The organism is Lactivibrio alcoholicus, from assembly GCF_055390895.1.
Window position 1 is genome coordinate 1,310,519 of the sequence record NZ_AP042471.1, and the last position, 26,881, is coordinate 1,337,399.

The following is a 26,881-nucleotide window of genomic DNA, read 5'->3' on the forward strand; positions in this document are numbered from 1 at the left end:
TTCACTCGTGAACGGAATCGATTTCTTCAGCCAGATGACACGCAACGAAATGCCCCTCGCAAACCTCCCGAAGAACGGGAGGCGATTGCGTGCAGATGTCTCTCGCATAGGAACATCTCGGGGCGAAACGGCAGGCATCCGGAGGGTCGATGGGAGACGCCAGCTCACCCCTCAGGATGATGCGCCTGCTTTTGTCTTCCTTTTTTATCTTCGGAATGGCTGATATCAACGCCTTTGTGTATGGGTGATAATTTTTCATGAACAATTTTTTTGCATTTGTTTTTTCTACCATCACACCTAAATACATAACGGCTATATCATTTGAGATATGACGTACTACGGATAGATTGTGTGTTATGAAAACATACGTCAGATTCCGTTCTTTCTGCAGATCCTGCATCAGGTTTAAAATCTGCGCCTGGATGGATACGTCCAAAGCCGAAACAGGTTCGTCGCAGACGATGAATTTCGGATTCAACGCGAGCGCCCTTCCAATGCCTATGCGTTGTCTGCGGCCTCCATCCAGCTCGTGAGGATAGGAATTTTCCAGACGCGACGCCAATCCGACCGTCTCCATGATTTCCACGACTCGATCTCTGAGCTGGGACTTGTTCCTGCAGACGTCATAGATTTCCAGGGGTTCTCCGATGAGCTGACTCACCGACATTCGCGGATCGATCGAGGAAAACGGATCCTGAAATATGATCTGCATGTCCTTGCGGAGTTCGTGGATCCGCTCCTTCGGCGCGTCGCTTATTTCCTCCCCTTCAAACCATATCTTGCCTCCGGATCGATCGAGAAGGTGCAGAATAACGCGGCCGAGCGTGGACTTGCCGCAGCCGGATTCTCCGACGACGCCAAGAGTGCATCCCTTCGGGACATCAAAAGAAACTCCGTCCACGGCATGAAGCAGTCCATATTTCGTGGGAAAATACTTCTTAAGGTCCTTTACGGATAAAAGGGCATCCATACATCGCCCCTCCTCTCGTTTCATCCTCGGACTCCAATACATGCGACGACGTGCCCCGGTTCCACTTCGACATATTTCGGGAACTCTCCTGTGCAGCGATCGGAACATTCGGGGCATCGAGAAGAGAAACGGCAACCCGGAGGCAAGTTCGACGGATCGGGCATCATCCCGGCGATCGGCTCGAGACGTTCGACATCTTCGTCGAGGCTCGGCAGGGATTTGAAAAGGCCGCGCGTATACGGGTGAGCTGGATTGTCGTACACGGCGCTCACAGTTCCGTGCTCGACGACGTTGCCCGCATACATGACCGCGACTTTGTCGCATACTTCCGATACGACGCCCAGATCGTGCGTGATCATCAACATGGCCGTGTTGAACTCCTTCTTCAGATTTCCGATGAGTTCCAGAATCTGGGCCTGAATGGTGACGTCAAGAGCCGTCGTGGGTTCGTCCGCGATGAGGAGCTTCGGATTACACGCCAGTGCGCACGCGATCATGACCCTCTGTTTCATGCCGCCGGAAAACTGGTGAGGATACTCGGGGTACCTGTTTGCGGGGATACCGACCATTTCGAGCATCTTCTGGGCTTTAACCGTCGCTTCGGCTTTCGAGATGTCATTATGCAGAAGAAGGACTTCCATAATCTGATCCCCGACCCGTATGACGGGATTGAGGGAGGTCATCGGATCCTGGAATATCATCGAAATCGAATTGCCCCGTATTTTCCTCATCTGTTTCTGAGTCTTGGACAGAAGTTCCTCGCCTTCAAATCGTATGTGTCCCTTTACGATTTTCCCGGGGGGATCCGGAATAAGTCCCATGATGGCCAAGGCCGTTGTGGTTTTGCCCGCGCCGGTCTCTCCCACCAGACCGACGCATTCTCCGTAAGATATTCCGAGCGAAAGATCCGTTACGGCCTCCACGGTTACCTTGTTGACCGTATAGCGTACCGACAGATTTTCTATTTCCAGAAGTTTTTCGGTCATGTGAACACCACCGTCGACTATTTGTTCAATCTCGGGTCCAAAGCATCCCGCAAGCCGTCTCCGAGATAATTGAGAACGAACGTCAACAGGATTATCGCGAGACCGGGAATGATGGACATGAACCACGCGGATCTGAGGTAAGGCCTTCCAGCCGAAATCATCAGCCCCCATTCGGGCGTCGGAGGCTGGACGCCCATTCCTATGAAGCTGAGCGAAGCGCTCAACAGAACGATCTGGCTGGCCCCAAGGCTGAATTCCACTATGATTGGCGCAATGGAATTCGGGAGAATGTGCTTCAATACAATTCTCTTGTCATCGGCTCCGATAGCGATCGCCGCTTCGATAAATTCCTGGTTCTTCACCGTGAGCGCCTGCGCTCTGGCGATCCTGGCGAAGTTCGGAATGGATGTGACGCAAAGGGCGATGATCATGTTTGTGATATTGACTCCAAGGACGGCGATGATGCACATAAGGAGCGTCATCGTGGGCATTCCGATGATTATGTCGAGAGTCCGCATGATGATATTGTCCAGTTTCGAGAAGTACGCCGCGATCAGTCCCAGAGAAACGCCCAGGATCGAAGAGATCGTTATGCAGCCAAGTCCGATGAACACGGTGTACCGACTGCCGTAAATGATCCGACTCAACACGTCTCTTCCGAAATTGTCCGTTCCGAAAGGATGTTCCATACTGGGGGACTTGAGGACGTTGGCGTAATCCTGCTTGGCGTAATCATAGGGCGTGATGTACGGAGCGAAAATGGCTGCGATGACGAGGAGAACGACTACCACCAGGCTTATCATCGCCCATCGGTTCATTTTCAGTTTGCGCCAAACGTCTTTCATGGGACTATTGCCGCGACGATTGAGGGAATCCTTGAGACTCATGTCAGTGCCCTCCAGAACTCTGGCTGCGTTGAGGCTTCTTTATTTCGTACATGCTTCGTATGCGCGGATCGACAAGCCCGTAGAGCAAATCGACGAGAAAGGTTATAACGATGCAGTTCAGGCAGATCCATACCACGCCGCCCTGCACAACCGGATAGTCCTGGAAAGTGACGCTATCGAGAATGAATTTGCCAAGCCCCGGAAGCGCGAATACCGTTTCGACCAGTACGGCTCCTCCGAGAAAACCGCACAGTTTGATCCCGACCGTGGTCAATATCGGGATGAGCGCGTTTCGCAATGCATGGTTGACGATAACATTCAGCTCGCTCTGCCCCTTTGCCCGCGCGGTGCGAACATAATCCTGGCGGATGACCTCGAGCATGCTCGAACGCGTCATACGCATTATCGACGCGCTGCATTGAAGCCCCAAAGTGAACACGGGCAGTATCCAGTACTTGATGCCGTAACTTCCCGTAGCCGGCAACCAGCCGAGCCACAGTGAAAAGAGCAGAACCAACACCATGGCAATCCAGAATGATGGCGCCGACGCTCCAAAAAGAGAAATTGTCGTAAAAATACGATCGAACATCGAATATTGTTTTACAGCCGAAATAATGCCGACGGAAACGCCTATTATGACTCCAAGAGCGGTACTCCCGAAAGATAAGGTCAGCGTCGTCGGATAACGCGCGAGAAGCTCGTTGAACACGGGCCTCTTGCTTCGATACGACGCGCCGAGATCTCCGTGCAAGAAACCCCACATGTAGCGTCCCAGCCTCACGATATACGGATCGTCCAGCCCCAGTTTTTCGTGAATATCCCTGACGGCTTCTACGGTCGCGCCTTCCCCAAGCAACGATATTGCGGGATCGCCCGGGACAAAATACATCAGCGTGAAAATGATCGTCACGCTCGCAAGAAGAACCAGGAACATTGAAATCAACCTGCGCAATACATACTTGACCATTCAGGACCTCCATGATGTGCTTCGATGCATGAGAGAAACTACCCGGCACATGCGGCCGAAACTTCAGGCTGGTGAGGGGCGGAGGATCGGCCCCGCCGGCCGACCTTCCGCCCCTCACTCTACCCCGCTCTATTGATCCCGATAGACGTACTGAAGATAATGATGCTCGTACGAGCGGGTGATCTCGAATCCCTTTATGTTTTCCTTGACAGCCGCATTGAGTTCCTTATGCCAGAGAGGGACACAGACATGGTTCTTCATCAGCAGAACGATGGCGTTGCGATAGAGTGCATACCTCTCTTCATTGTCCAGCGTTACGAATGACTTCGATACGATGTCCTGAAATTCCTTGTTATTGAATTTGCAGATGTTGTAATTCACGTTTGAAGGCATAAACTGAACCAACGATCTGTCCGCCTCGAAATCCGCCGCGGAGAAACCGTAGATCGTCAACTGCGCCTTTCCGGCGAGAATATACGCGTTCCAGGAGCTGCTTTCCATGATATTGACCTTGAGTTTTATCCCTACCTCTGCCAGCTGGGCCTGAAAAACCTCAGCCATGTCGCAGCGCTCCTGCTGACTGCTCGGAACTACTATTTCAAGCTCGATTCCATTGGCATATCCCGCTTTTTTGAGACACTCCCTGGCTTTCGCAACGTCTCTCTTCGGAAAGAACTCCTTTGCAAGATTCGGGTTGCTGCCTTTGATTCCCGGGCTCACCCAGTCGACGGCCGGGGCGCCGAAATTACCGTACGCCAGCTTGACGGCGGCCATCGCATCGACCCCATACCATACGGCCTGACGGACAAGATCGTTATCCAGCGGAGCCATGGACGTGTTCATGAGAAGATGCGAAGTGTTGGTCCCAAGATCCGAAACCATTTGCACTCCTTTTACTGCCCTGACGCTTTCGATGTTTCGCGCGCCGATGTCGTACACGATGTCGGCTCCGCCTGATTCGGCCTCGATGGCTCTGCTGGCGCTGTCGCTGATAAAGCGCATGACAACCTTGTCGAAATGGGGTTCGCCCTTTCTCCAGTACGAATCGAAGGCCTTCAGGAGCACCTGATCTCCCGGAGAATACGAAACGAACTCGAAAGGCCCCGTCCCGACGCAAGCTCCCTTGAGAAAGTCACCATTCGCCTCTTTGTATGCCCGTTCGCTCATGATGCCCGCCGCAGGATTTTCGAGCAGAGGGACCTGCGTCGCAATCGGTCCCTTTGTTACGATTTTGATGGTGTAATCATCGACAACCTGACATTTGTCTATATCTACGTTTGAAAGCTCCTGCATTGCGGGTAGTTTTTTATCGATTACGCGCTTAAACGTAAAATAGACGTCTTTCGCTTTAAGCTCGTCTCCATTGTGAAATTTCACGCCTCGCCTGAGATTCATTACAATTGTTACATCATTTTCGTATTTGTAGCTTTCACAGAGCCAAGGAATTATCTTGTAGTCCTTGTCGTAGATAAACAATGTTTCATAAATATTTCTGGTAACCTGATAATGTGTCTGCGCGTCGGAGTCGTTCGGGTCCAGATTGGCCGGATCAGCGGCAACGACGACGGTCAACATGTCGGCTCGCCGCTCTTCCGAGAAGGCTCCCGTTTCAAAGAATCCCACCAGAGCCGCCAAAGCGATTACGGCACACAACAACACGCGGTCCATTCGTTTCTTTCCAGATCTCATTCCGTCTTCCCCTCCTCTTGTGTTGTCCATGGAGCTCCGTCAACCAAAAAACTCGACACAACGTCATTCCGAAAAACCCACATCCAAAATATGTTTTACACGAATGCGTATGAAGGCAACGACTTAGATATTATAAAATGAATATATTAATGCAGTCATGATTTCCAATTTTACTATTAAATATTTATGAAAAAAGCAATTCCATTTTAGATCGGCCAGAAAATATTTAGAGATCTAGGCGCATACACAAGTTATCAAAGTATTGGTATTATGTCCAACAAATAAATCGAATTATACTTATCGATTTTTTCGATAGAAAAGCGTGATGCTTCCGAAAAAGCCGGGCGACATGAACATGAAGGCGAGCGAACGAACGTCCTTTCGGATGATGAGCGAAAAAGAACGGATGTTCGTTCTTGCGGAAGAACAAGGCTCGACGTTCAAGCTCTTGACGGCAGCGATCATCGGAACGAGAGCTGTCGCCGAAATAACTGGGAAAAGCGCCGCTCCAGCATCGGATCGCCCTCCGAGGGACACTGACCCGGGAATACCGAGAAGTCCTGCAAAGATCAAAAAGGCCGTAAGGCGGTAAAATGAGGAACAAGGCAAGCGTCACGGACAGAGCGGTCGCCTTGAGGATCAAGCGTGACTGCCTCAGATGTGCTTTCTCTATCTGGAGAATGGCGAGGAAGTGCAGTTCCAAGTCCTCGAGGGGAGGCTTGCTCAAAGAGGTTTATTGGACGGATGACGCTTAAGATAGCAGAACGAGAAACCATAAAACAGCCGTGAAAGGGCCTTGCGCAAAAATCCGAGAATAATCCGGAACGGAAATGCCGGATGGCGTCCAATATCGCCTGGGGGATGACAAGGTTCGAAACGCTACTCCGGAAGGGGAACGCAATGCGCCCGGCCTTGGAAACATGAACTCGAATGCTGAACCATACCGCACAAGTTCGTTACTTCCCTCGCTGAGCTGCGAAAAAGGTGGCGATCGATTGCGGCGCATCCGGAACCGACGCGGACGGACTCCAGAGCGTACCGCCGCGCGACCGTAACGAAACGAGGAGAGGAACCCGACGGGCAAGGGAGGAACTTATGAACACCGAATTTTTAAAGACGTTTATTGCGCTCGTTCAGCACAGAAATTTCACCAAAACAGCGCAAGAATTGCTGATTACCCAATCCGCCGTTAGCAGTCGTATTAAAAAACTGGAAACAGAAATAGGACAAGTATTGTTCATTAGAAATAAAAGCAACGTGATTCTGACAAATAGCGGAAAAGTATTTTTATCTTACGCCATAAAAATGTTGAAAATTCAAGAAGCAGCCGTGGCCGAAATACATATGTCTGCAAAATATAACGGTAATTTAAATATATATTGCGCCCATTCTCTTTTTGACTGCTATATATTGTCAAAATCTATTAAATTTATAGAAAATAACCCAACTATTTCTCTAAAAATAAACTTAATGCATTCTAGCGAAATCATATCTTTTTTAGGTAATGAGAACATAGATGTAGCTTATCTCAACTATCCATGTAATCATCCTAAATATATATGCGATTTATTTATCAAAGAAAGAGTTGTTCTTGTTACTAATAGTAAAAATACAGAATATAAAAATGGAATAGAAAGACACCAAATTAACAACTTGCCAATTATATTTTCTGACATTACAGAACATACTGGAGAAAAATTGCTGTCTGCTCAGGCATTATATCCTCTGGATATAAATATAGTTTCAAGAATAATACCATTTTTGAAGAAAGGCAATTGGTATTGTTTTTTACCTTTTGGAACTGTACAAAAAGACATAAAAGAAGGCACTTTAATAGAGATACCAATTAAAAATACTCGATTAATAGAAAAACAAAGCTATATTATTTACAAAAAAAATTATAAAGAATCGAATCCTCTGAGTGTATGGTTAAAAAGTTGACGTATGTCCATGCCTGGGCGGAACGTCCCGGAATACAGCTCTCCGATGCGGGCGTTTTCGTCAGATGGTATCCTTTCCCGGCGAGCAGGAGCCGTCGCAATACCGGCCGTGCACGGGAGGCTGAAAATTTGTGATGGACATCACGATCAGTCGGGAAACGGCGGACGATTCCCGGGCCGCTGCGAGCGCTATCCGGTTCACACCATGCGCTCGCGCCCGGACCGTTGCACTCTTTCGTTCGCGTTCAATCGCCGATGTCATGCGTGTCGCCTCCGCGTCGCTTCTTGTAGCCCAAATGGGCTACAAGATAATGAAGGAAAGAAAAGCCCGTGAGAGATTCCTCCGGGCTCGTGCCGCTGTTCCGCCGTGTCTTCCGCCCCTCGGACCTTCAACCCTGCGCGAGCGCGAGCGGGGCGGCCTTCGCGCGAGCCTTCGCCGAGGAGGAGAGTTCGTTCGATACGACGCTCAGTTCTTCGGAGATCGCGACGATGTCGTGGAACCCCTTCCGGATTCCGCCGGCCTCTTCGGTCGCGGCGTGGACGAGCGAGTCGACTTCTTCGGTGGCCTTCGCGAGACGCTTCATCGCGCCGGCCATATTTTCGGTCGAACAGGCCTGCTCGCGGGTGACGTCAGCCACGCGTTCGACCTGGGAGGCGATCCGCGAGACGGCTCCCAAAACGTCTTCGAGTCCGGCTTCCATACTGCGCAAACGTCCGCCCGCGTCTTCGACGCGCACGGCGCCGCCGCGCACGCGCTCCTGAACGTCGGACGTGACGGAGATCATCGAGGCGGCGAGTTCGCGAATCTGCGAGGCCGCACGGTTGCTGTCCGTGACGAGGTGACGGATTTCCTCGGCGACGACGGCGAACCCGCGCCCGGCTTCGCCCGCCCTGGCCGCTTCGATGGCCGCGTTGAGCGCGAGGAGGTTCGTCTGTTCCGCGACGGCCGTAATCGCCTGCAGGACGGTGGTGATCCCGGAGGCGCGCTCGGCGAGGAGATCGACGGCCTGAATGAGGGTTCCGAACGTGTCGCGGACGCTGCCGATATGTTCGACGGTTTCCCTGACGTCCTCGCGGGCGGCTTCCGCTCGGTTTCTGAGGTGCCCCGCCTGTTCGGACATCGTCGCCGTGACGGACGCCACGTTCTGGGTTCCGGCGGAGATGTCGGAGGCGGTTTCCGAGGCGGCGTCGATATCCTTGCTGTTGGTCATCGAGAGCGCCCTGATTTTCCCGAAGGAATGGATCAGTCCGAGCATCGATCGTTCGAACCCTTCGGCGGATGTCGCGAGCCCGTTGGAGTTTCCCGCGAGACGGTCGGAGGTCTGCATGAGGCGTGCGGTGTTGCGTTCGCGCCGTTCGAGGAAGGCGTTGAGCGCGCGTCCGATCGCGTCGAGTTCGGCCGACCCCGTTTCGGGAAAGCGGACGTTGACGGCTCCCGAGGAGAGTGCCGACGCTACGGACATGAAGGCCCGGATTCCCGCGCCGATACGGTAGAGGATGAACGCGGCGACAGCGACGACGGCGGCGACGCACCCCCACGATACGACGACTGCGCGGCCCGAGACGAACGCAAGGCCGACCGATGCGGGAAGTGCGATGAGGATCGCCAGGATGCTGTGCTTGAGTGACACGACCGACATCTCCTTTTGAATGGATGTTTTGTGAAAATGATATCATAAAAGTGGCGCTTTTTCAGGAAGATTCACGTTTGAAAGCGACATGAAAGAAAGTATGGAATATTCCGGCCAAGGTCACGACACCGGAATGCACAAAGGAGCGCCCTCCCGGGAGGGCGCTCCTTGTCTTTGCGGAGCTCGCGGTTCGGTCCGTCGTCTCAGCAGGAATAGTAGAGTTCGTACTCCTTCGGGGTCGGGATGTCGTTGACCTCCTTGGCTTCCTTTCGCTTGAGCGTCACCCAGTTGGTGATGAACGACTCCGGGAAGACGCCTCCTTCGAGCAGGAAGCCGTGGTCTTTCTCCAGTTCGTCGAGCGCTTCGTCCAGGCTCTGCGGAAGCAGTCGCAGCCCCATCTTTTCGGTATCGGCGTGATAGATGTCCGTTTCGACCGGTCCGAAACCCGATTTCGCGGGGTCGATCGAGCGGCGGACGCCGTCGAGCCCCGCCTGAAGGAGCGCCGCGAAGAGGATGTAGGGGTTCGCGGTCGCGTCCGAGGACCGGAATTCGAACCGGCGGTCCTCTGGGGCCTTCGCGTATCCCGGGATCCGGATGATCGCGGAGCGGTTCGACGTCGCGAACGCGACGCCGATCGGGGCCTCGTAGCCGCGGACGAGGCGCTTGTAGGAGTTCGTCGAGGGGCTCGCGACGGCCGAAAGCGCCGGAGCGTGCGCGAGAATGCCCCCCATGAAGTTCAGCGCGAGGTCCGAGAGGCCGCCGTAGTTCGTCTCCGGGCCGGCGAAGACGGATTCCCCGTCTTTGAAGAGCTGCATGTGGACGTGCATTCCGCTGCCGGCCTCTCCATAGAAGGGTTTCGGCATGAATGTCGCCGTGCAGCCCCGTTCGACGGCTATGTTTCTGACGAAGTGCTTGATGAGCATCGCGCCGTCGGCGAGGAACTTCGCCTCTCCCATCGCCGTCTCGATTTCGTGCTGCCCGGGGCCCCCGACCTCGTGGTGGTGGTATTTCACCGGGATTCCGAGTCCGTCGATGGCGGCGGCCATGTCGGCGCGCAGGTCGCGGTTGATGTCCGACGGGGCTTCGAGGTGATAGCCTCCCTTTCGGCGAACCGCGAGCCCCTGTCCGTCATCGTCATCGGACCGCCACTCGGCCTGGACGGCGTCGATCTCGAAGCCGGATCGGTTCAGTTCGTTGCGGTACGAGACGGAGTCGAAAATGTAGAATTCGAATTCCGGTCCGACGTGGAATGAATCCGCGCGCCCCGTGGCGCGCAGCGCCGCGAGCGCCCTGTCGAGGATCTCGCGGGAGTCGCCGCCGTAGGGTCGGAAGCCGTCGGGCAGGATCTCGTGGACGGTCCCGAGGAATCCGAGCGTCTTTCGCGACCAGAACGGATCGACGAACGCGCTCCGGAGATCCGGGATGAATACCATGTCGCTCGCCTCGATGGTCGTGTAGCCGTAGTTCGAGCCGTCGAAGCCGAAGCCGCAAGAGAAGAGCTTTTCCGAGAGCGCCCGAGCCGGAACGCTCAGATGACGCCACGACCCCGAGAGCTGCGTCACCTTGAAGTCCAGCGTCTCGACACCCTCGGTTTCGACGTAGTGCTTCAGTTCCCCGAACGATGAAAACATCCGTACGCCTCCTTTGGAGTGTTCCCTTCGAAGAGAGAAGGATGATGCGCAAATTCGCCGTTCGCTGAATACCTTCCAGTGGTATAATCAATCCGAAGTAAAAAAATCGGGTATCCCGAGTTTCGGGATAGGGAGGGAGATCCTTATGGCTCTTCTGGTATTTTCCGTTCCTGGTATGTCGTGTCAGCACTGTGTGAAGCGGATTCGGGAAGCGCTTTCGAAAGCGGGACTCGATGCGGAAATTTCTCTGGAGAAGAAAACAATAGAACTAATGACGGACGATCCTGAGAAAATCGTCCGCATCCTCGACGAGGTGGGGTACGACGCGAGCGTTGCGTAGCCGTCACCAGCTCAGCGCTGTGACCGATCCGGCGTCGAGTCCGTCGGCCTGAAGCGCGAGGTTCCCGAGCGGATCTGCGACCACGCCTTCCTTCAGGGCGGCGAGAAGCGTCCGCGCCGTATCTTCGTCTCCGATACGGTTTCCGACCGGAGCGAGGCGCCGGAATGTTCCGGTTTCCTCCGGGACGCCGCTCCGCTGCCGAACCGCGGAGCCCGTTCGTCCGCGGACGGATTTCCCCCCCGCCGCGTCGGCGATGATGTTTCCGAGGCCGCGAAGACCTTCGTTCTCTATGGTCATTTTCGTGGACCTCCTTTTCATATATGTTTTGTTATTATAACAGGAGGATGCCGAATGGTCGAACATGTGAAACAGGAAGACGCCTCCGTGCGTCCGAAGATGAGCTTCGCGGTGACGGGAATGACGTGCGCGACGTGCGTCCGTATTGTGGAGAGGTCTCTGAAGAAAGTCCCCGGGGTCGCGTTCGCGGCCGTGAATCTGGCGACCGAAACCGCGTTCGTCGTGCTCGACCGCGAGGTTCCGTTCTCCGAGCTCGAGGCCGCCGTCGAAAACGTGGGATATCACCTCTCCCGCGAGTCGCCCGTGGACGCCGAGAAGACGCGCTACGCGGCCGCGCGGACGAATGTCCTGGTCGCGTGGGGGGCGACCGCGCCGCTGATGCTTCTGATGGCGCTTCACATGACGGGGCGCCACGTTCCGTTCTATCTCCCGGTCGAGGTGATCGGCGCCGCGGCGGCGATCCTGCTTTCGGGTCGCCAGACGCTCAAGGGGGCGTGGATCGCGCTGACGCACGCGCATTCCAACATGGATGTCCTCGTCTCTCTGGGCGCGATTGCGGCGTGGAGCACGTCGCTGCTCTCGCTGTCCGGCGTCCGGATCCAGTCGTTCGGAGCGATCGGCGCGATGATCGTCGCGCTTCACGTGACGGGACGGTTCATCGAGTCGCGCCTTCGCGACCGCGCCGCGAAGGCGATCCGGGCACTCGCGGCGCTTCAGCCGCGCGAGGCCCGCGTTCTCGATTCTTCGGGCACGGAGATCCTGATCCCGATCGATGCGGTCGCGTCCGGCGCCACGGCGATCGTCCGTCCGGGGGAGCGAATTCCCGCGGACGGGACGATTCTGAAGGGACGGACGTCGATCGACGAATCGATGATCACGGGCGAGCCGATCCCTGTGACCCGGGGACCAGACGATGCCGTGACCGGAGGGGCGCTGAACCTTTCGGGCGAGATCCGGTTTCTCGTGACCGCGACGGGGGAGGACAGCTTTCTCTCGCAGATGCTGTCGCTCGTGCGCGAAGCGCAGGGAGCGAAGGTGCCGATCCAGGCCTTCGCCGACCGCGTGACGAATGTTTTCGTGCCTGCGATCGCGATCATCGCCGTTTCGGCGGCGGCCGCGTGGTATTTCGAACCCGGCTGGTTCACGCCGCTGCTCGATTGGGTTTCCGCCTTCATTCCGTGGACGACCGCCGTCCGCGACCCCGCGTCGCTCGCCGCGTTCGTATTCGTCTCGACGATCGTGATCGCGTGTCCGTGCGCGCTCGGCCTCGCGACGCCGATGGCTCTCATCACGGGGACCGGAGCGGCGTCGAGGCTTGGCCTGATCATCCGCAACGCGGAAGCGATCCAGACGGCGCGGGATGTCGGCATCGTCGTCGTCGACAAGACCGGAACGGTTACGGAGGGAACTCCGTCGATCGCCGCGACGGAGATCTCACGGGAGGATCTCGAAGCGGCCGCGGCGCTCGAGGCGCGATCGAATCACCCCCTCGCGCGAGCCATCGCCGCGGCGACGCACGGCGGGAGAGTCGTCGCCGACGTCGAGGAGATCGCCGGGGAGGGCGTCGGAGGAACCGTCGACGGCGTACGGTATTTCGTCGGTCGCCCCTCGGATGCGACGCGGCACGCAACCGAACTCGAACTCGGAAGAACGGTCGTAGAGGTCCGGCGCGACGACGTCGCCGTCGGATGGATTTCGGTCGAAGACCGGATCCGCGAGGACTCGCGTCCAGCGGTCGCGCGCCTGCGCGACGCCGGAATCCGCGTCGTGATGGCGACCGGCGACGAGGAGCGGACCGCGGAGGCCGTCGCGAAACGCGTGGGAATCGACGAGTTCCACGCCCGCGTCCGCCCTGCGGACAAGCTGTCGCTCGTGCGCAGGCTCCAGACGGAGGGACGGAAGGTTCTCATGGTCGGAGACGGCCTCAACGACGCGGCCGCGCTCAAGGGCGCCGATATCGGCGTGGCCGTGGGATCGGGGACCGATCTCGCGATCGAGAGCGCGGATATCGTGATCGTCCGAGGAGGGCTTTCGCGCGTTGCGGACGGCATCGAAATATCGAGGAAGACGTTCTCCGTCATCCGGCAGAACCTCTTCTGGGCGTTCGCCTACAACGTCGTGGCCGTTCCGCTCGCGGCGCTCGGACTGCTCAATCCGCTGATCGCGGAATCCGCGATGGCGATGAGTTCGATCTCGGTGATCCTCAACTCGATGCGGATCAGATAGAATGGCCTTGCTTCGACATTTCATTCGCGAAAGGATGAATCCCGAAATGACCGAACATCGTAACGAACGCGACCGGACGGTACAGGCCCTCTTCGTCCTGCTGCTCGCCGCGCTGGCCGCGGCTTTCGGACTCTCGTTCCTCGCGGGCGGAAGGGGCGTCGTCTGGAGCCTCGTCGTCGCGACGGGGGCTTCGGCGGGATTGCTCCTCCGCTTCAGGGAACTCTGTTCGTCGCCGGCCAGGGTGATCTCGGAATGGCTCGAGTCGCTGGACCGCGAGGGGGCGATCGATATACGGAAACGCGTCGAGGCGCCGTCCGGCTCTCCCCTCTACGGAGTGGCGCAGGGACTGAACGGTTTCGTCGGCAAACTCCGGGAGGTGTTTCTTTCCACAATCAGGGGGCTTCACGGCTTCACGTTCAACTTCTTCCGGCTCGAGCGCGAGCTGTCGGCGTTCGTCGATACGTTTTCCGAAATCACGACGGCCGTCGACACGGGCGTCGTCGCGTCGAACGCGGTCGGAGACGCCGTTTCAACGCAGTACGCGAGTTCGGAGGAGATTTCCTCCACGGCGCAGGCGCTCGCGCGGCTCGCCGCCGAACTGAACGAAACGGTCTCGTCCGTGACGGAGAAGGCGGAATCGGGCCGCGTCGCGCTCGAGGAGATGAACCGCTCGATAGGCGGAATCGGCGACGGAGTCGAAAATCTGACGTCAATGGCGAAGGAGCTCGCCGAAAAGGTATCCGTCATCGGATCCGTCGTCCGGACCATCACCGGAATCGCGGAACAGACGAACCTCCTCGCGCTCAACGCGTCCATAGAGGCGGCGCGGGCCGGCGGGGCGGGGCGGGGGTTCGCGGTCGTCGCGGACGAAGTGCGGAATCTCGCCGAGGAAAGCAAGCGGGCAGCGGCGCAGATCGGCGGAAGTCTCGAGGAGCTCGTTCAGGATGTCCGCCGGACCAGTTCGGAGGCGGATGCGATCTCGGCCGGGATGAAGGATTCCGGAAGGATCGTGACGACTGCTGTCGGGAGTTTCGGAGAGATTCTGAGCGGCGTCCGGGCGATCGGGGATGCGTCCGAACGGGTCGCGGCGAGCGCGCAGGAGTTGTCCGCGTCGTCGGAAGAACTCGCGGCGACGGCGGAGACCGCTTCGAAAGAGACGGAGACGATGCGCGGGGAGTTTTCCGTCATAGGTTCGTCGGTCGGGGAGATCGCGAAGATGGCGGAAGCTCTCCGGACCTCGGCGGGCCGGAACGCCGTGGAAGCGGGAATACTCTGCCGTGGGCTCAGGGCCGTCAGGGCGATGACGGACAGGGACTTTTCGGATATCGCGAAGGCGGCCGTCGAGGCGCACAAGACGTGGATCATGGCGCTCGGGAAGATGATGTCGGAAGGATCCGGGTCGGTCGAAACGGACCCGGCGAGATGCCGCTTCGGGGTGTTCCTCTCGCTCGTCGACAGGCCCGACGTCGTTCCCGACGCGCTCTGGTCGCGCGTCCTCTCGCTTCACGAGGAGCTGCACCGGACGGGACACGCCGTCACGGACGCGCTGCGGAAAAAGGATCGCTCCGCTGCCGGAGCGGGACTCCGGAAGGCGCAGGAGATCAGCTCGACGCTCGTTTCGCTGTTCGGAGAAGTTATTGCGCTCTGCGGCGGCGGTTCGGACATCCCGGGTCTCCCCGCGCCCGGGCGATCGCTTTCAAGGGAGTAACGCGAAAGGGGCCGGGCGGACGCCCGGCCCCTTTCGCGTTACTCCCGGGGCCGTCAGCCCCCGTGGCACCCGGAGCATCCGCTGCAACCGCCGCCGCAGCCTCCGCTCTGAAGATCCCGGATGACGGGGAGGAAAACCTCGACGATTCCGTGGAGATTCTCGAGCCCTTCATCCCCGTCCTGCATCCCGACGGCACTGCGGACATCCTCCACGCTTTCCGCACCCTGCGCGATACTCATGACGACATCCCGCAGCGTGACGTTCCTGGCCGCGCAGACCATCGTATCCGCGGGCATCGAACTCCAATCCATATAACGTGCCTCCTGCATCGATCGATTTTCTGACAACATCGATATTGTACCGAAAAATCTTCGGATGTACTATCCCGCGGCGACAAGCCCGTTTTCCTTTTCTCCGGCGGAGAGTGGGTTCCCGTCTCCGCCGCGGTCGACCGAGAATCCCGAGAGGAGCGCCTCCATGTGCCCGGCGCCTTCGAAGATCTTCTGGGCCTCTCCCGCGACGCCGTCCGCAGCCTTCGACGTCTCTCCGACCGCGCCGCGGACCCCGTCGACCATTTCGGCGATCCGGACGGTGCTTTTTGCGACCTGGTCGATGGAATTCGCCATTTCCTCGCTTGACGCGGCCTGCTCCTCGGCGACGGACGCGAGTCCGTGGATCGAGTCGACGAGCCTCGCGATAGCCGCGAGGCTCTCCTGAAGGCGTTTCTGTGCGCCTTCGGCCTTCGCCGTCGTGCTCTTCATGATGGCACCCGCCTCCTGCGTCGCCGATATCGACGCATCCGCGTTCGACTGAAGCGTCGTGATGAGACGGGCGACTTCCTGCGCGGCCTTCGCCGATTCTTCCGCGAGCTTGCGCACTTCGTCCGCGACGACCGCGAAGCCGCGTCCGGCGTCCCCGGCCCGCGCTGCCTCGATGGCGGCGTTCAGCGCCAGAAGGTTCGTCTGGTCCGCGATCGACGTGATGACCGTGACGAAGCGCGAGATCTCCTCGACCGATGACGCGAGGTGGCCGATCTTCTCCGCGCTTTCCCCGGAACGCTCTCCGACCTTCCGGATATCCCCGATAACCTCGTCGACCTGCTCCACCGCCTCGCGCGCCATCTTTCCGGCGCCTTCACCGAAGGACGCGCCGTCGCCCGCCGTCTTCGCGGCGTTCTGCGCGCCGGAGGCGACTTCCTCGATTCCCGCGTTCGTCTGCTGGATCGCGGCGCTGTTGGATTCCGAGAGGGACGCGACCTCTTCGACCGATCCCCGGATCTCCTCGACCGAGGCGTTGGTCTCCTGCGACAGGGCCGCAAGGGATTCCGCGCGCCGCGCGAGGTCGCCGGCCGTCGCCTTTATCTGCCGGACCGATTCCGCCTGCGCTGTGACCATCGCCGCTAGCGCGTCCGCGAGCGTTCCGATTTCGTCGTTCGAATCGTATCGGAAGTCCTTTCGGGAGATCGTGAGATCTCCCTTTCCGGCCCGTTCCGCGAGTTCGACGGCCGTGACGAGCGGACGCGTGATGACGCGCGTGATGAGGAACGAAATCAGAAGTCCCGCGAGAACCGCGGCGACGAGGGCGAGGGTGACGATCTTTCTGGCGCCGGTCGCTTCCGCGACGGTGAACTTCGCGATTTCCCCGGCGTGGGCGATGCCGCCGTCGGTAACCTTCTGGGCGGCCGAGAGAACGTTGTTCGCGCTTTCGGCGCGTTCCGCGTCGAGCACCTGAAGCTCGAGCCACGTCGCCTTGTAGTTCCTGACGGCCTGGCTGTAGTTCTTCGCGGCTTTCTCGACCTCGTCGATGATGTCGAGGTTCGCTTTCTGCTGCGTGACCTTCCTGAGGGCATCGAGGGTCGGAAAGATTCCGTCGACGATCTTCTCGACGCGATCCAGTTGCCCGGGAGAACGAGAGAGGATTCCCGCGTACGTCAGAATCCGGGCGTCGTCCACGGACTGGATGGCCTCGTTGAGCATCCTGATCTTGTCGAGCCGTGCGAGCAGCGCTTCGGATTCCTTGAACTCGTTGACCTCCGTGATGAATGTTTCGTACTGGATTCTCAGAAAATTCTTCGACATTCTCACGAACGTCTGTCCCGTTTTGTCCGCGTTCCGCTTTTCGGCGTTCATCTTCCCGAGGAGATCCCGTGTCGCCTCGAAACGGGAAACGAAGACGTCCAGCCCCTTCGAGGCGGCTTCCGCGTTCGTCTTCAGGGTCGTGAGTCCCGGATATTTCGCCGTGAGGTCCGCAGCCTCCTTCAGGTGATTGCGGACGTTCGAGACATGCGCGTTCGCGTCGTCGGCGTGGCTCGAATCTTCCGTCAGGCTGAACAGATCGGTTTTCAGGACGAGGTTCAGCGATTGCCGTTCGACGCCGGCGGCGAGCCGGACGCTCGGCACGTACTGATCGGCGAGCGTGGCGGCCTCGTCGCTGACGCCGGCGAGCCGTGCGCCGCTGACGTACCCGACCGCCGCGAACAGGATGATCAGAATCCCGAAACCAACGGCGAGCTTCATGCCGATCCTGAGGTTTTTCATGGTTCTTCCTCCCTCTTCTCCGGAATATATGCCGTCTGTACGCGTCAAATTGTGAGCGTTTCGCCGGACATTTGCAAGGTTTGAGGGAATTATGGCGCTATTTTTGTTCACCGCCGCGGGATTTTTTTCCATTAACCGTTACGGTCGTTCCATCCGCGGGGTATCACCGGAGGCGGTAGCGGTTGACGGGTCGTCCCGTCGAACGGTATTCGAGGTCGATGGAGGCCCGGTTTTTCCCGACGAGATGTCCGAGATAGCGACGCACGGTGGCGGGCGCGATTCCGGAGGCAGCTGCAGTTTCCTCGCATGTGACGGGGGCGCCGAGGGAACGGAGCGTGTCGAGGATTTTCTCGAGGGTTCCCTCCTGAAAGCCCTTCGGAAGCTCGTCGAGCGTCTGTCCGGTGTCGCGGAGGGTCCGGAACGAAAAAACGCCGTCGACAGCCTCCTGGGAGAGGCGTCCTTCGGCCGAAAGCGTGTCGAGCGTCCGGCGATAGATCACGTAGGCCCCCAGCATCGAACGGAATCGGTCGTAGCTGAAGGGCTTGATGAGATAGTCGAGCGTGCCGAGACCGATGGCTTCCTTGAGGTACCGGCATTCGTCGGCCGCGGACACGAGGACGACGTCAACGGTGTTTCCCCGCATCCGGACCTCGCGGAGAGCCTCGAGGCCGTTCATTCCGGGCATATAGATATCGAGGAGCATCAGATCGATATCGCCGCTGCCGAGCCGGCGCAACATCGCCTCGGCTCCGTCGGCCGTTCCGGCGGAGACGAAATCTTCCACGGTCGAAAGGTACCGCAGGTTGATGCGGCAGACCATCAGATCGTCGTCGACGATCAGGACGCGATAGGGGATCAGGCTTCACTCCTCTCGAGAAATCCGCGCGCGAGGACGAGCAGCGATCGCATGGCGGCTTCGAGGACGCGGGAATCGGAGAGAGCGTTCTCCATTCTCCCTTCGCGGGCGTCCGCTTCGAGTCGGGCCGCGATTTCGGACGCGGTCCTGTCGTCGAAATAAGACGACTGCCCCTTGAGACGATGCGCCGCCTCCTCCGTTCCCGCCGCGTCGCCGCTTTCCACGCTTTTCCGGAGGGCGGCGATGTGCGTCGGCGCCACTTCGATGAAAGCGCGAAGGATGGGCGTCATGAGCGTGGGATCGTTTCCCGCGAGACGGGCAATGGAAGACAATCCGGAGTCACTCCACTGGTTCGGCTCCGCCGATCCGCCGCCGGAGAAGGCTCGTGCGGCGACGCGAAGGATTTCGTCCCGCCTCACGGGTTTCGAGATATAGTCGTCCATGCCTGCCGCGAGACAGCGCTCCCGGTCTCCCGTCATGGCGTAGGCGGTCATCGCGACGATCGGGGTTCGTTTCGAGGATGCCCGTTCGTTTTCGATCGCGCGGATCCGGCGCGTCGCCTCGAGCCCGTCGAAGACGGGCATCTTGACATCCATGAGGATGAGGTCGTAGTCGCCCGACTCGAAGCTCCGCACGGCTTCCTCGCCGTTCTCGGCGATGTCGATGGTCCATGACGTATTGCGGAGCATCCCGAGCACCACTTCGCGGTTCATCGGTTCGTCCTCGGCGAGAAGGACGCGGAGCGTCTCCCCTCCGATCGCACCGTCGGCCTCCGGAGAACGGTTTTCTTCGCCGGCGGCGCAGGGAACGTCCGCGATTTTCAGCGGGAAATCGACGCGGAACGTCGACCCCGAATCGTCGCTCTGCGCCGAGACGTCCCCGCCGAGGAGCTTCGCGATCCGCCGCGAGACCGGGAGACCGAGCCCGATGCTGCCGCGTCCTCCGGGCGGCGTCGACCGGACGTAGGGGTCGAATATGTGCGGCAGGTCCTCGGTCGGAATGCCGATTCCTGTATCGGCGACAACGAACGAGACATCCGCCGTACGGTCGTCTCCCTCGCGCAGGGAGACGGAGAGCGTGACGGAGACCGAACCGACGTCGGTGAAGCGGATCGCGTTATCGACGAGGTTGTCGAGGATCTGTTCGACGCGGAATGCGTCCCCTGTCATCGCGGACGGGATCGTTCCTTCCGTGCGGAGGGAGAGCCGCAGCCCCTTCTCCTCCGCCGCAGCCCGGTTGTCCTGCAGGACGCGTTCGAACGAATCGACGATTGAAAACGCGTCCTCTTGGAGGATCATGCGCCCTTCCTCGACCCGGGAGAGATCCAGAAGGTCGTTCACGAGGCGCAGGAGTCTGTTTCCCGACCAGAGGACCGATTCCATGTACGAACGCTGTTCCTCGTCGAGTTCCGTATCGAGCGCGAGGTTCGTCATTCCGATGACCGCGTTGAGCGGCGTGCGCAGTTCGTGGCTCGCCCAAGAGAGAAATTCGCTCTTCGCGAGGTTCGCGCGCTCCGATTCGTCGCGCGCGAGCCGGAGTTCCTTCTCGAGAATCCGGCGTCCGCTGATCTCCCGTTCGAGGCTCGAGAGAACCTCGCGAAGCTCCTGAGTTCTCTGGTCCACCTGCGACTCGAGGCGCTCGTTGAGGACGGCGAGTTCCTTTTCCATCCGCAGCCGGTCGGTGACGTCGTGGACGATCGCATAAATCAGCGTCCGGTCGCCGGCATCCGACGCCAAGCTGTAGACTTCCACGGGACGCTCCGTTCCGTCCGCCAGCCTGTGGCGGAAGAGGAAGCGGGTTTTCGTGCGGTTCGCGGCGTTCCGGAGGTTTTTCCTGATCTTGTCTTCCCGAATCGGGTTGATTTGTGCGATATTCATCGAAAGCAAGCGATCCCTCGGGTAGCCGTAGAAGGCGACGGCAGCGGGATTCGCGTCGATAACGGCCCCGGTTTCCGGGTCGAGAACGAGAATCGGCTCGACGTTGCCGTCGAACAGGGCGTTGTATCGCAGTTTCGCGCTTATGGCGGCTTCGGTACAGGACTGGAGGCGCGACGCGACGAAATATGAGAGCGCCATTCCCGCCGCGATGCCGAAGATCGTCTGCGGCGAGAACGACGGATTCACGATCTTCCGTTCCATCAGAAAGACGATTCCGAGATGGAAGACACCGAAGAGAAGCGCGACCGCCAGGGGAACCACGCTTCGTTTCAGGATTCGGGACACCGCGAGTCCTCCTTTTCGGGTTCAGACATAGTAGAATATTATCCAAAAGACCCGACAATGTACACCCGTTTTCCTTTTCCTGTAGCGTGACGCGGTCCGATGTGCTACACTACTTTCAATGGGGAGAGATCGGCTGCAATACGTGCGTGCGTTGCTGATAGCTGCGGTGGTGTTCTTCCTTGCGACCGGGGATTTCGGTTGCACGGAACTTTTTGCTTGGGAGGAAATCCATCACGGGAGGGGCAGGACGGTCGCTCTGACGTTCGATGACGGTCCCGAGGCGGGTTTCTCCGACCGGATCCTCGACATTCTGAAGCGGTACGATGTGAAGGCGTCGTTTTTCGTCGTCGGGCGTTTCGCCGCGGTGGAACCGGATTGCATCAGGCGGATGATCGCCGAGGGACATATCGTCGCGAACCATTCGCACTATCACAACAACATCACGAAGCTTCCGCCGGAGAATGCGCACCTCGAGTGGGACATGTGCCAGGAGACGATCCGGACGATAACGGGGACGTATCCGGTTTTTTGCAGACCTCCCGGAGGACAGTACAACGAGTTCGTTCTCGAACTGGCGGCGAAACGGGGGCTCGTGCCCGTATTCTGGACGGTGAATCCCGGAGACTACAGGGCGAAGGACTCCGCTCCGGAACTCGCGAGAAAGGTCGTCGGTCAGATTCATCCCGGGGCCATCGTTCTTCTTCATATCGGTGTCCAACCGACGGTCGAGGCTCTTCCTGCGATCATCGAGGGGATCAGGAAAAAAGGGTATTCGTTCGTGACGGTCGATCAGCTTCCGCGCCGGGAAACGGCGCGAGTGCCCCATACAGCCGGAAAAGGCCAGTAACCTTCTCCGGTAATTCCTCCGACACGAGAAAGCCGGAGCGGTTTTACCGCTCCGGCTTTCTCGTGTCTTCCGCCGGTTGGCCGCGCCGACGTGGTAGAATGATCCGGCCGTCGGCATGTCACGCCGCCGGAGTATGAGTCCCACGAGGTGATAGAGTGAATCTCTGCTACATGGACGGGGAATTCCGTCCGCTGAGCGAGGCGATGCTCCCGGTTTCCGATCTGATCATTCAGCGCGGCGTCGGTGTTTTCGAGTCGATTCCCACTGTAGGCGGACGTCCGCTCCGCATGACGGCGCATATCGAACGCCTGATCGTATCCGCTGGAGCATCGACGATAGCGTTGCCCGTCGACACGGAAAAAATGAAGGCGATCATTCGCGAGGGGCTCCACCGCATGGAACCGGGAACGGAGACTCTCATCCGTCCGTATATCACCGGCGGAGATACGTTCGACGAAACGACGGGCTTTCCGAATCCCCGGTTCTTCATTCTGTTCGAGCGCGCGACGAGCCCCGCGAAGGAGCTGTACGAAACCGGAGTGCTCCTCTGGCCGCTCGACATGGCGCGAAGGTCGCCCGAGACGAAGAGCGTCGACTACATGACGTCCTACTCGCTCGAGGCCCGGGAACGGGGTGCCTTCGAGGTTCTCTACTGCCCCGGCGGAGAGATCACCGAGGGAGCCCACAGCAGTTTTTTCCTCGTCATTGACGGAGAAATCGTCACTGCTCCGCTGGGACGCGTTCTGTCCGGAACGACGAGATGGATCGTCATCGAACTCGCGAAACGCAACGGCATGAGAGTCCGTGAACGCGTTCCGCTTCTTTCGGAACTCGGGAGGACCTCGGAAGCCTTTATCACGGGATCGCTCAAGGGAATCCTGCCGGTGGTCCGGATCGGCGACGCCGTCATCGGCGACGGCAGGCCGGGACCGCTGACGCGACGGCTGCGGCAGATCTACGCGGGCTGCATTGCCGAATGGCTGGAGTGATGGCGTCCATACGGGCGTGACGCATTTTCGGGAAAGGCGGCGGGGACGGTGGATGAACGGTGTCACGATCTCAACGACCGACCGTACGCTCCCGGCCCCGTAATCTACTGGATGAGCCGGGAACAGCGCGCATACGACAACTGGGGGCTGCTCCGCGCGCTGGAGCGGGCGCGTACCACGAAGACGCCGGTTTATGTCGTTTTCGCGCTCGCGCCGTCGTTTCTCGGGGCGACGAAGCGCCAGTACTCCTTTCTTCTGCGAGGTCTCGAGGAAACGGAGCGCGTCCTTCGGTCGAACGGAATTCCCCTTCTCGTCCGGACGGGCGATCCGCCGGATTCGGTCGCGTCTCTGGCGAACGAAATCCGCGCCGGGTGGGTCGTCACGGATTTCGATCCGCTCAGACCCAAGCGCGCGTGGCAGGATACGCTCGCGAAAACCCTCCCGGTCCGCCTCACCGAAGTCGACGGGCATAATGTCGTTCCGTGCCGAGCCGCGTCGGACAGGCGGGAGTATGCCGCGCGAACGTTGCGCCCGAAAATCAACGCGCGCCTCCCCGAATTCCTGACGAACATTCCTCCCCTCACCATTCACCCCTTTCCTCCGGAAAATTTCCCGCCACCTGTATCCTTCGACCGACTCGAAACCGACTTTCGAGTCGATACATCCGTCGCACCGGTCGAAAACGCGATCCCGGGGTACGCCGCCGGGATGACCCGCCTCCGCGATTTTCTCGCGAACCGTCTCGACCGGTATCCGCAGGAACGCAACGATCCGAACATGGACGCTCTTTCGGGACTCTCGCCATATCTCCATTTCGGCCAGATCGCGCCGCAACGCGTCGCGTACGAAACGGCTGCGACGACGTCCCCGGGACGCGACACATTCCTCGAAGAGCTGATCGTCCGCCGCGAGCTCGCGGACAACTTCTGCCACCGGACCCCCAACTACGACACGACGGGAGGGTGGCCGGAATGGGCGCGCGCCACGCTCGAAAAGCACGCGACCGACCCCCGCGGCCATCTCTATTCTCCGGAAGCGCTCGAGGCCGCCGAAACGCACGATCCCCTCTGGAACGCCGCACAGCGAGACATGGTTGTACTCGGCAGGATGCACGGATGGCTCCGGATGTACTGGGTCAAGAAGATCCTCGAATGGACGGAGAGTCCCGAAAAAGCGCTCGAAATCGCGATCCGCCTCAACGACCGCTACGAACTCGACGGACGCGACCCGAACGGCTATGCGGGAATCTCGTGGGGTCTCGCGGGACTTCACGACCGTCCGTGGGGCGAACGAGCTATTTTCGGGACGGTCCGGAGTATGACGTTCGCCGGAGCGAAGCGTAAGTTCGATGTCGAAGCGTATATCGGATGGAGCTCTCGGCGTTGAAGATCAGATAAAGTCAACGCTTTACTCCACAGAATCCGGTCCATTTTTTGTTCAACACGGTGATATCGAAAATTTCCGCCCTTCTCTACTCGATTGATACTTTGCGCGTCTTCACGAAACGAGGTCCCGGTCCGAAGAAGGGACTGGGCTGCGAGTCATCACCGGTCGCGAAACAGGAGGGGGCGAATCTTCCAGGCCGCGAGCGACGCGATGACCGCCTTGACGATATCGATGCCGACGAACGGAAGGATGCCTACTTTGAACGCAAGGGCGGGAGACATTGATTTCCCCGCGACGTACGTCATATTCCACATGAGAACGGACGCGCCGAAAAGGTAGAGGACGCAGACGGCAACAAGTCCGCCGAGAAAGAAGCGCGGGAGAGTCGTATCGTTCCCGGTGGTCAATCGGCCGGCACACCATGCCATTGGAACGAAGCCGACAATATATCCGAATGTCGGCGACAGAAGCGTCTGAATTCCTCCGCCGGATGTGAAGACGGGAACGCCGGTGAGCCCGAGCGCGATATAGACGATCTGCGACACGGCACCGAGCCTAGGGCCGAGAAGAAAGCCCGATAGCAGGACAACGAGGACTTGAAGGGTTATCGGAACGGCACCGATCGGAATTGCGATCCGTGCCCCGACTGCGGTGAGGACGGCGCAGAGTGAGGCAAGAACGATGCTGCGTGAACGCATGGGAATCACTCCTGTCAGATATGTGTCTTCCGCGATTGACGACGGGGGGCGTCGTTTCACGTGAAACGTATCGCCGGCGCATCGTGGTATTTGCGATTCAAGGTTCTACTCCGAAAACGCACAAATGTCAACCATTACAAATTTATGTTTACGAATTAGGCTCGATGCGGCGCTTATCCGGAACGCTGGGGAAGTATCGATATCTCGCCCAGGAGAATATTTCGCCATTAAAATGTGTGGGAAGAGTATGATGAATCCTGACTAATTGAGTGATATCGCTATGACTCGAAAGATTGATCGTTGTTGTCCGGACGACGTCACGATTCGTTCCGCCACGGTTGAGGACGCGGCCGGAATCGGCTCGATTCAGGTTCTGACATGGCGGGACGCATATCGCGGGCTGATTTCCGAAGAGACACTTTCCGGAATGACGGGCCGGGAAATCGCCCTGTATGTGACTGAAATAGTTCAGGGGGAGCACGACGGAGAGTTTGCCCTTGTCGCGGAGTCGTGCGGGCGTCTTGCGACTTTTTGTATCGGCGGACCGGAGCGCTCCTGCGAGAGTCCGAATGATGGTCATTCCGGAGAGATCTATTCGATGTACGTCCTTCCGGAATTTCAGGGTATGGGAATCGGAAGGAAGCTGTCTGCATCCGGAAGAGCCACTCTGGCGTCGTACGGACGGGCGGAGCTTGCGCTTTGGGTTCTCGAGGGGAACGAACGCACCATCGGTTTTTTACGAAAAAGTCGGAGGGACTGCGGGAGGAAGGAAGAGTTTCGACGCTTTCGGAAGCGTTGTGACCGTTCTCGAAATGCGTTAGGAGAAAGCTCCGGAGATTACAGTATAGAGACGTCCTCTCCCCAATAGCACTCGAGGATCAGGCCGCGCGCGAGACGTTCGTCGAGGAATTCTCTCAGGAGAGCAACAGAATCGAGGGGGACCAGCGCGATGAACCGGATATCTTCCGCATATTCGGGCGCTTCTGCGATGCAACCGAAGCGTCGCAGGATCGCAAGCGTCTCGGAGTATTGATCGTATCGGAGACGCAGGAAACATCGGAGCGCAGCCTTCCGTTCGATTCGCTTCGCCGCTCGAAGAGCTTCCGAAGCGGTGAAACCATACGCCTCGATGAGTCCTCGAACTCCGAGCTTGATACCTCCGAAAAAACGAACGATGACGACGAGCGTATTCGCCAGGTCAGTTCGCTGGATGGCTCCAAGAATGGGACGACCGGCGGTTCCGGAGGGTTCACCGGCATCCGTCGCAAACTCCGTGATCTTCGGGAATCCGATGCGATATGCGTAGCAGATATGCGTTGCGTTCCTGTACCGATCCCCGACTCCTGAGAGAATGACGCGAGCAGAATTCTCGTCGCGGGCGCACCGGACGATGCCAAAAAACTGGGATCTCTGAATGACTTCACGGATTTCGACGTCGTTTCGGGGCTCGATGAAGACGCAGGTCATTCCCAGGTGTCGTGAATTCGTCGGTACGTTTCGGCAAGAGATTCGGCGACTACACGAACGTCCGAAAAAACGGGCATGAAGTTCGTATCGCCGTTCCACCGCGGGACGATATGGACGTGAAGATGCTCTTCGAGTCCGGCTCCGGCCACCTTTCCAAGATTGATTCCGATGTTGAATCCTTGGGGATTCATGGCCTTCTTCAAGGCGGCAATGCCGCGCCCGACGTGCATATGGATGTCGAGGATCTCTTCGGGAGAAAGCCCCGCGAAATCGGCCGAGTGTCGGTACGGCGCGACCATGAGGTGACCGGGATTATACGGGAATGCGTTGCAGATGACGAAGCAGTGTTTTCCGCGTGCGACGATTTGATGTTCCTCGTCGCGATCTTCCTTCGGGTAGTTGCAAAGAAAACACCCGTCGTCGTTCCTGTCCGACATCCTGATATATGTCATGCGCCACGGCGCGAAGATGTGTTCCACATCATCACCTCATCGTCGGTATTTGTATTGTAGTATACTCCAGTTTTCCCGCGAGCGGGATTGTGGGAGTCATTCGGCGTCCGAAAGCGATTCCGGAAAACGCAAAATCAGAACGCAAATCGACGAAC

General features: G+C 58.5%; 23 protein-coding genes. 8 read left to right on the forward strand and 15 right to left on the reverse strand.

What is annotated here, in order from left to right; genetic code table 11:
- Position 1: 1 nt before the first annotated feature.
- From ACZ5IU_RS06215 to ACZ5IU_RS06235, 5 genes are all read right to left on the reverse strand, one after another.
- Positions 2-970 carry an ABC transporter ATP-binding protein gene (locus tag ACZ5IU_RS06215; protein WP_464421327.1) on the reverse strand — a complete coding sequence of 323 codons (969 nt, stop codon included), beginning with the start codon at positions 968-970 and terminating at the stop codon, positions 2-4.
- Positions 971-990: 20 nt separating this feature from the next.
- Complete coding sequence (locus ACZ5IU_RS06220; protein WP_464421328.1) at positions 991-1,956, reverse strand: ABC transporter ATP-binding protein; 966 nt, start codon at positions 1,954-1,956, stop codon at positions 991-993.
- A 17-nt stretch (positions 1,957-1,973) separates the two neighbouring features.
- Positions 1,974-2,843 (reverse strand): ABC transporter permease, encoded by an 870-nt coding sequence (locus tag ACZ5IU_RS06225; protein ID WP_464421329.1) that lies wholly within the window; start codon positions 2,841-2,843, stop codon positions 1,974-1,976.
- Between the two features lies 1 nt (position 2,844).
- On the reverse strand, positions 2,845-3,810 hold the full coding sequence (locus ACZ5IU_RS06230; protein WP_464421330.1) for an ABC transporter permease: 966 nt from the start codon (positions 3,808-3,810) through the stop codon (positions 2,845-2,847).
- Positions 3,811-3,939: 129 nt separating this feature from the next.
- Positions 3,940-5,499, reverse strand: coding sequence for an ABC transporter substrate-binding protein (locus tag ACZ5IU_RS06235; protein ID WP_464421331.1), 1,560 nt, complete (start codon positions 5,497-5,499; stop codon positions 3,940-3,942).
- Between the two features lie 1,095 nt (positions 5,500-6,594).
- Between ACZ5IU_RS06235 and ACZ5IU_RS06240 the strand changes: the two genes are divergently transcribed.
- Positions 6,595-7,440, forward strand: a complete 846-nt coding sequence (locus ACZ5IU_RS06240) for a LysR family transcriptional regulator (protein WP_464421332.1) — start codon at positions 6,595-6,597, stop codon at positions 7,438-7,440.
- 388 nt (positions 7,441-7,828) lie between these two features.
- Here ACZ5IU_RS06240 and ACZ5IU_RS06245 read toward each other — a convergent pair whose 3' ends face one another.
- A complete protein-coding gene (locus ACZ5IU_RS06245) occupies positions 7,829-9,070 on the reverse strand; it encodes a methyl-accepting chemotaxis protein (RefSeq protein WP_464421333.1) in 1,242 nt (413 codons plus the stop codon).
- Positions 9,071-9,273: 203 nt separating this feature from the next.
- Positions 9,274-10,701, reverse strand: coding sequence for a type I glutamate--ammonia ligase (gene glnA, locus ACZ5IU_RS06250; RefSeq protein ID WP_464421334.1), 1,428 nt, complete (start codon positions 10,699-10,701; stop codon positions 9,274-9,276).
- Between the two features lie 145 nt (positions 10,702-10,846).
- Between glnA and ACZ5IU_RS06255 the strand changes: the two genes are divergently transcribed.
- Positions 10,847-11,041: a heavy-metal-associated domain-containing protein gene (locus ACZ5IU_RS06255; protein WP_464421335.1), complete on the forward strand. Its 195-nt coding sequence runs from the start codon at positions 10,847-10,849 to the stop codon at positions 11,039-11,041.
- A gap of 3 nt (positions 11,042-11,044) precedes the next feature.
- Here ACZ5IU_RS06255 and ACZ5IU_RS06260 read toward each other — a convergent pair whose 3' ends face one another.
- On the reverse strand, positions 11,045-11,338 hold the full coding sequence (locus tag ACZ5IU_RS06260; protein ID WP_464421336.1) for a hypothetical protein: 294 nt from the start codon (positions 11,336-11,338) through the stop codon (positions 11,045-11,047).
- 54 nt (positions 11,339-11,392) lie between these two features.
- Here ACZ5IU_RS06260 and ACZ5IU_RS06265 point away from each other — a divergent pair, with 54 nt between their 5' ends.
- Complete coding sequence (locus tag ACZ5IU_RS06265; RefSeq protein ID WP_464421337.1) at positions 11,393-13,564, forward strand: heavy metal translocating P-type ATPase; 2,172 nt, start codon at positions 11,393-11,395, stop codon at positions 13,562-13,564.
- Between the two features lie 46 nt (positions 13,565-13,610).
- Entirely contained in the window at positions 13,611-15,272 is a 1,662-nt protein-coding gene (locus ACZ5IU_RS06270; protein ID WP_464421338.1) for a methyl-accepting chemotaxis protein, read from the forward strand.
- Positions 15,273-15,325: 53 nt separating this feature from the next.
- Here the strand turns inward: ACZ5IU_RS06270 and ACZ5IU_RS06275 are convergent, their stop codons facing one another.
- From ACZ5IU_RS06275 to ACZ5IU_RS06290, 4 genes are all read right to left on the reverse strand, one after another.
- Entirely contained in the window at positions 15,326-15,583 is a 258-nt protein-coding gene (locus tag ACZ5IU_RS06275; protein WP_464421339.1) for a hypothetical protein, read from the reverse strand.
- A gap of 69 nt (positions 15,584-15,652) precedes the next feature.
- Positions 15,653-17,809, reverse strand: coding sequence for a methyl-accepting chemotaxis protein (locus ACZ5IU_RS06280; protein WP_464421340.1), 2,157 nt, complete (start codon positions 17,807-17,809; stop codon positions 15,653-15,655).
- 163 nt (positions 17,810-17,972) lie between these two features.
- Positions 17,973-18,629: a response regulator gene (locus ACZ5IU_RS06285; RefSeq protein ID WP_464421341.1), complete on the reverse strand. Its 657-nt coding sequence runs from the start codon at positions 18,627-18,629 to the stop codon at positions 17,973-17,975.
- 35 nt (positions 18,630-18,664) lie between these two features.
- Positions 18,665-20,887: a response regulator gene (locus ACZ5IU_RS06290; RefSeq protein ID WP_464421342.1), complete on the reverse strand. Its 2,223-nt coding sequence runs from the start codon at positions 20,885-20,887 to the stop codon at positions 18,665-18,667.
- A 142-nt stretch (positions 20,888-21,029) separates the two neighbouring features.
- Between ACZ5IU_RS06290 and ACZ5IU_RS06295 the strand changes: the two genes are divergently transcribed.
- The 3 genes from ACZ5IU_RS06295 to phrB all read left to right on the forward strand — a co-directional run bounded on the left by ACZ5IU_RS06295 (position 21,030) and on the right by phrB (position 24,109).
- Positions 21,030-21,734 carry a polysaccharide deacetylase family protein gene (locus ACZ5IU_RS06295; RefSeq protein ID WP_464421343.1) on the forward strand — a complete coding sequence of 235 codons (705 nt, stop codon included), beginning with the start codon at positions 21,030-21,032 and terminating at the stop codon, positions 21,732-21,734.
- 155 nt (positions 21,735-21,889) lie between these two features.
- Complete coding sequence (locus tag ACZ5IU_RS06300) at positions 21,890-22,723, forward strand: aminotransferase class IV (RefSeq protein WP_464421344.1); 834 nt, start codon at positions 21,890-21,892, stop codon at positions 22,721-22,723.
- A gap of 48 nt (positions 22,724-22,771) precedes the next feature.
- The gene (gene phrB / locus ACZ5IU_RS06305; protein WP_464421345.1) at positions 22,772-24,109 is read left to right on the forward strand and encodes a deoxyribodipyrimidine photo-lyase; all 1,338 of its coding nucleotides are present in this window, start codon (positions 22,772-22,774) and stop codon (positions 24,107-24,109) included.
- A gap of 158 nt (positions 24,110-24,267) precedes the next feature.
- Here the strand turns inward: phrB and ACZ5IU_RS06310 are convergent, their stop codons facing one another.
- Positions 24,268-24,807: a biotin transporter BioY gene (locus tag ACZ5IU_RS06310; protein WP_464421346.1), complete on the reverse strand. Its 540-nt coding sequence runs from the start codon at positions 24,805-24,807 to the stop codon at positions 24,268-24,270.
- A 427-nt stretch (positions 24,808-25,234) separates the two neighbouring features.
- Between ACZ5IU_RS06310 and ACZ5IU_RS06315 the strand changes: the two genes are divergently transcribed.
- Positions 25,235-25,675 carry an N-acetyltransferase family protein gene (locus tag ACZ5IU_RS06315; protein WP_464421831.1) on the forward strand — a complete coding sequence of 147 codons (441 nt, stop codon included), beginning with the start codon at positions 25,235-25,237 and terminating at the stop codon, positions 25,673-25,675.
- On the opposite strand, the gene ACZ5IU_RS06320 is transcribed toward ACZ5IU_RS06315, so the two are convergent.
- Both ACZ5IU_RS06320 and ACZ5IU_RS06325 read right to left on the reverse strand, forming a co-directional pair.
- Positions 25,645-26,274, reverse strand: coding sequence for an IMPACT family protein (locus ACZ5IU_RS06320; protein ID WP_464421347.1), 630 nt, complete (start codon positions 26,272-26,274; stop codon positions 25,645-25,647). The genes ACZ5IU_RS06315 and ACZ5IU_RS06320 overlap by 31 nt on opposite strands.
- A complete protein-coding gene (locus ACZ5IU_RS06325) occupies positions 26,271-26,753 on the reverse strand; it encodes an HIT family protein (protein WP_464421348.1) in 483 nt (160 codons plus the stop codon). The genes ACZ5IU_RS06320 and ACZ5IU_RS06325 overlap by 4 nt, the downstream gene beginning before the upstream one ends.
- Positions 26,754-26,881: the final 128 nt, after the last annotated feature.

Excerpts from the sequence above, each read along its gene's own strand:
- ACZ5IU_RS06215 (WP_464421327.1), bottom strand. The coding sequence starts at position 970 with ATGGATGCCCTTTTATCCGTAAAGGACCTTAAGAAGTATTTTCCCACG.
- ACZ5IU_RS06220 (WP_464421328.1), bottom strand. The coding sequence starts at position 1,956 with ATGACCGAAAAACTTCTGGAAATAGAAAATCTGTCGGTACGCTATACG.
- ACZ5IU_RS06225 (WP_464421329.1), bottom strand. The coding sequence starts at position 2,843 with ATGAGTCTCAAGGATTCCCTCAATCGTCGCGGCAATAGTCCCATGAAA.
- ACZ5IU_RS06230 (WP_464421330.1), bottom strand. The coding sequence starts at position 3,810 with ATGGTCAAGTATGTATTGCGCAGGTTGATTTCAATGTTCCTGGTTCTT.
- ACZ5IU_RS06235 (WP_464421331.1), bottom strand. The coding sequence starts at position 5,499 with ATGAGATCTGGAAAGAAACGAATGGACCGCGTGTTGTTGTGTGCCGTA.
- ACZ5IU_RS06240 (WP_464421332.1), top strand. The coding sequence starts at position 6,595 with ATGAACACCGAATTTTTAAAGACGTTTATTGCGCTCGTTCAGCACAGA.
- glnA (WP_464421334.1), bottom strand. The coding sequence starts at position 10,701 with ATGTTTTCATCGTTCGGGGAACTGAAGCACTACGTCGAAACCGAGGGT.
- ACZ5IU_RS06255 (WP_464421335.1), top strand. The coding sequence starts at position 10,847 with ATGGCTCTTCTGGTATTTTCCGTTCCTGGTATGTCGTGTCAGCACTGT.
- ACZ5IU_RS06260 (WP_464421336.1), bottom strand. The coding sequence starts at position 11,338 with ATGACCATAGAGAACGAAGGTCTTCGCGGCCTCGGAAACATCATCGCC.
- ACZ5IU_RS06265 (WP_464421337.1), top strand. The coding sequence starts at position 11,393 with ATGGTCGAACATGTGAAACAGGAAGACGCCTCCGTGCGTCCGAAGATG.
- ACZ5IU_RS06270 (WP_464421338.1), top strand. The coding sequence starts at position 13,611 with ATGACCGAACATCGTAACGAACGCGACCGGACGGTACAGGCCCTCTTC.
- ACZ5IU_RS06275 (WP_464421339.1), bottom strand. The coding sequence starts at position 15,583 with ATGGATTGGAGTTCGATGCCCGCGGATACGATGGTCTGCGCGGCCAGG.
- ACZ5IU_RS06280 (WP_464421340.1), bottom strand. The coding sequence starts at position 17,809 with ATGAAAAACCTCAGGATCGGCATGAAGCTCGCCGTTGGTTTCGGGATT.
- ACZ5IU_RS06285 (WP_464421341.1), bottom strand. The coding sequence starts at position 18,629 with ATGGTCTGCCGCATCAACCTGCGGTACCTTTCGACCGTGGAAGATTTC.
- ACZ5IU_RS06310 (WP_464421346.1), bottom strand. The coding sequence starts at position 24,807 with ATGCGTTCACGCAGCATCGTTCTTGCCTCACTCTGCGCCGTCCTCACC.
- ACZ5IU_RS06315 (WP_464421831.1), top strand. The coding sequence starts at position 25,235 with ATGACGGGCCGGGAAATCGCCCTGTATGTGACTGAAATAGTTCAGGGG.
- ACZ5IU_RS06320 (WP_464421347.1), bottom strand. The coding sequence starts at position 26,274 with ATGACCTGCGTCTTCATCGAGCCCCGAAACGACGTCGAAATCCGTGAA.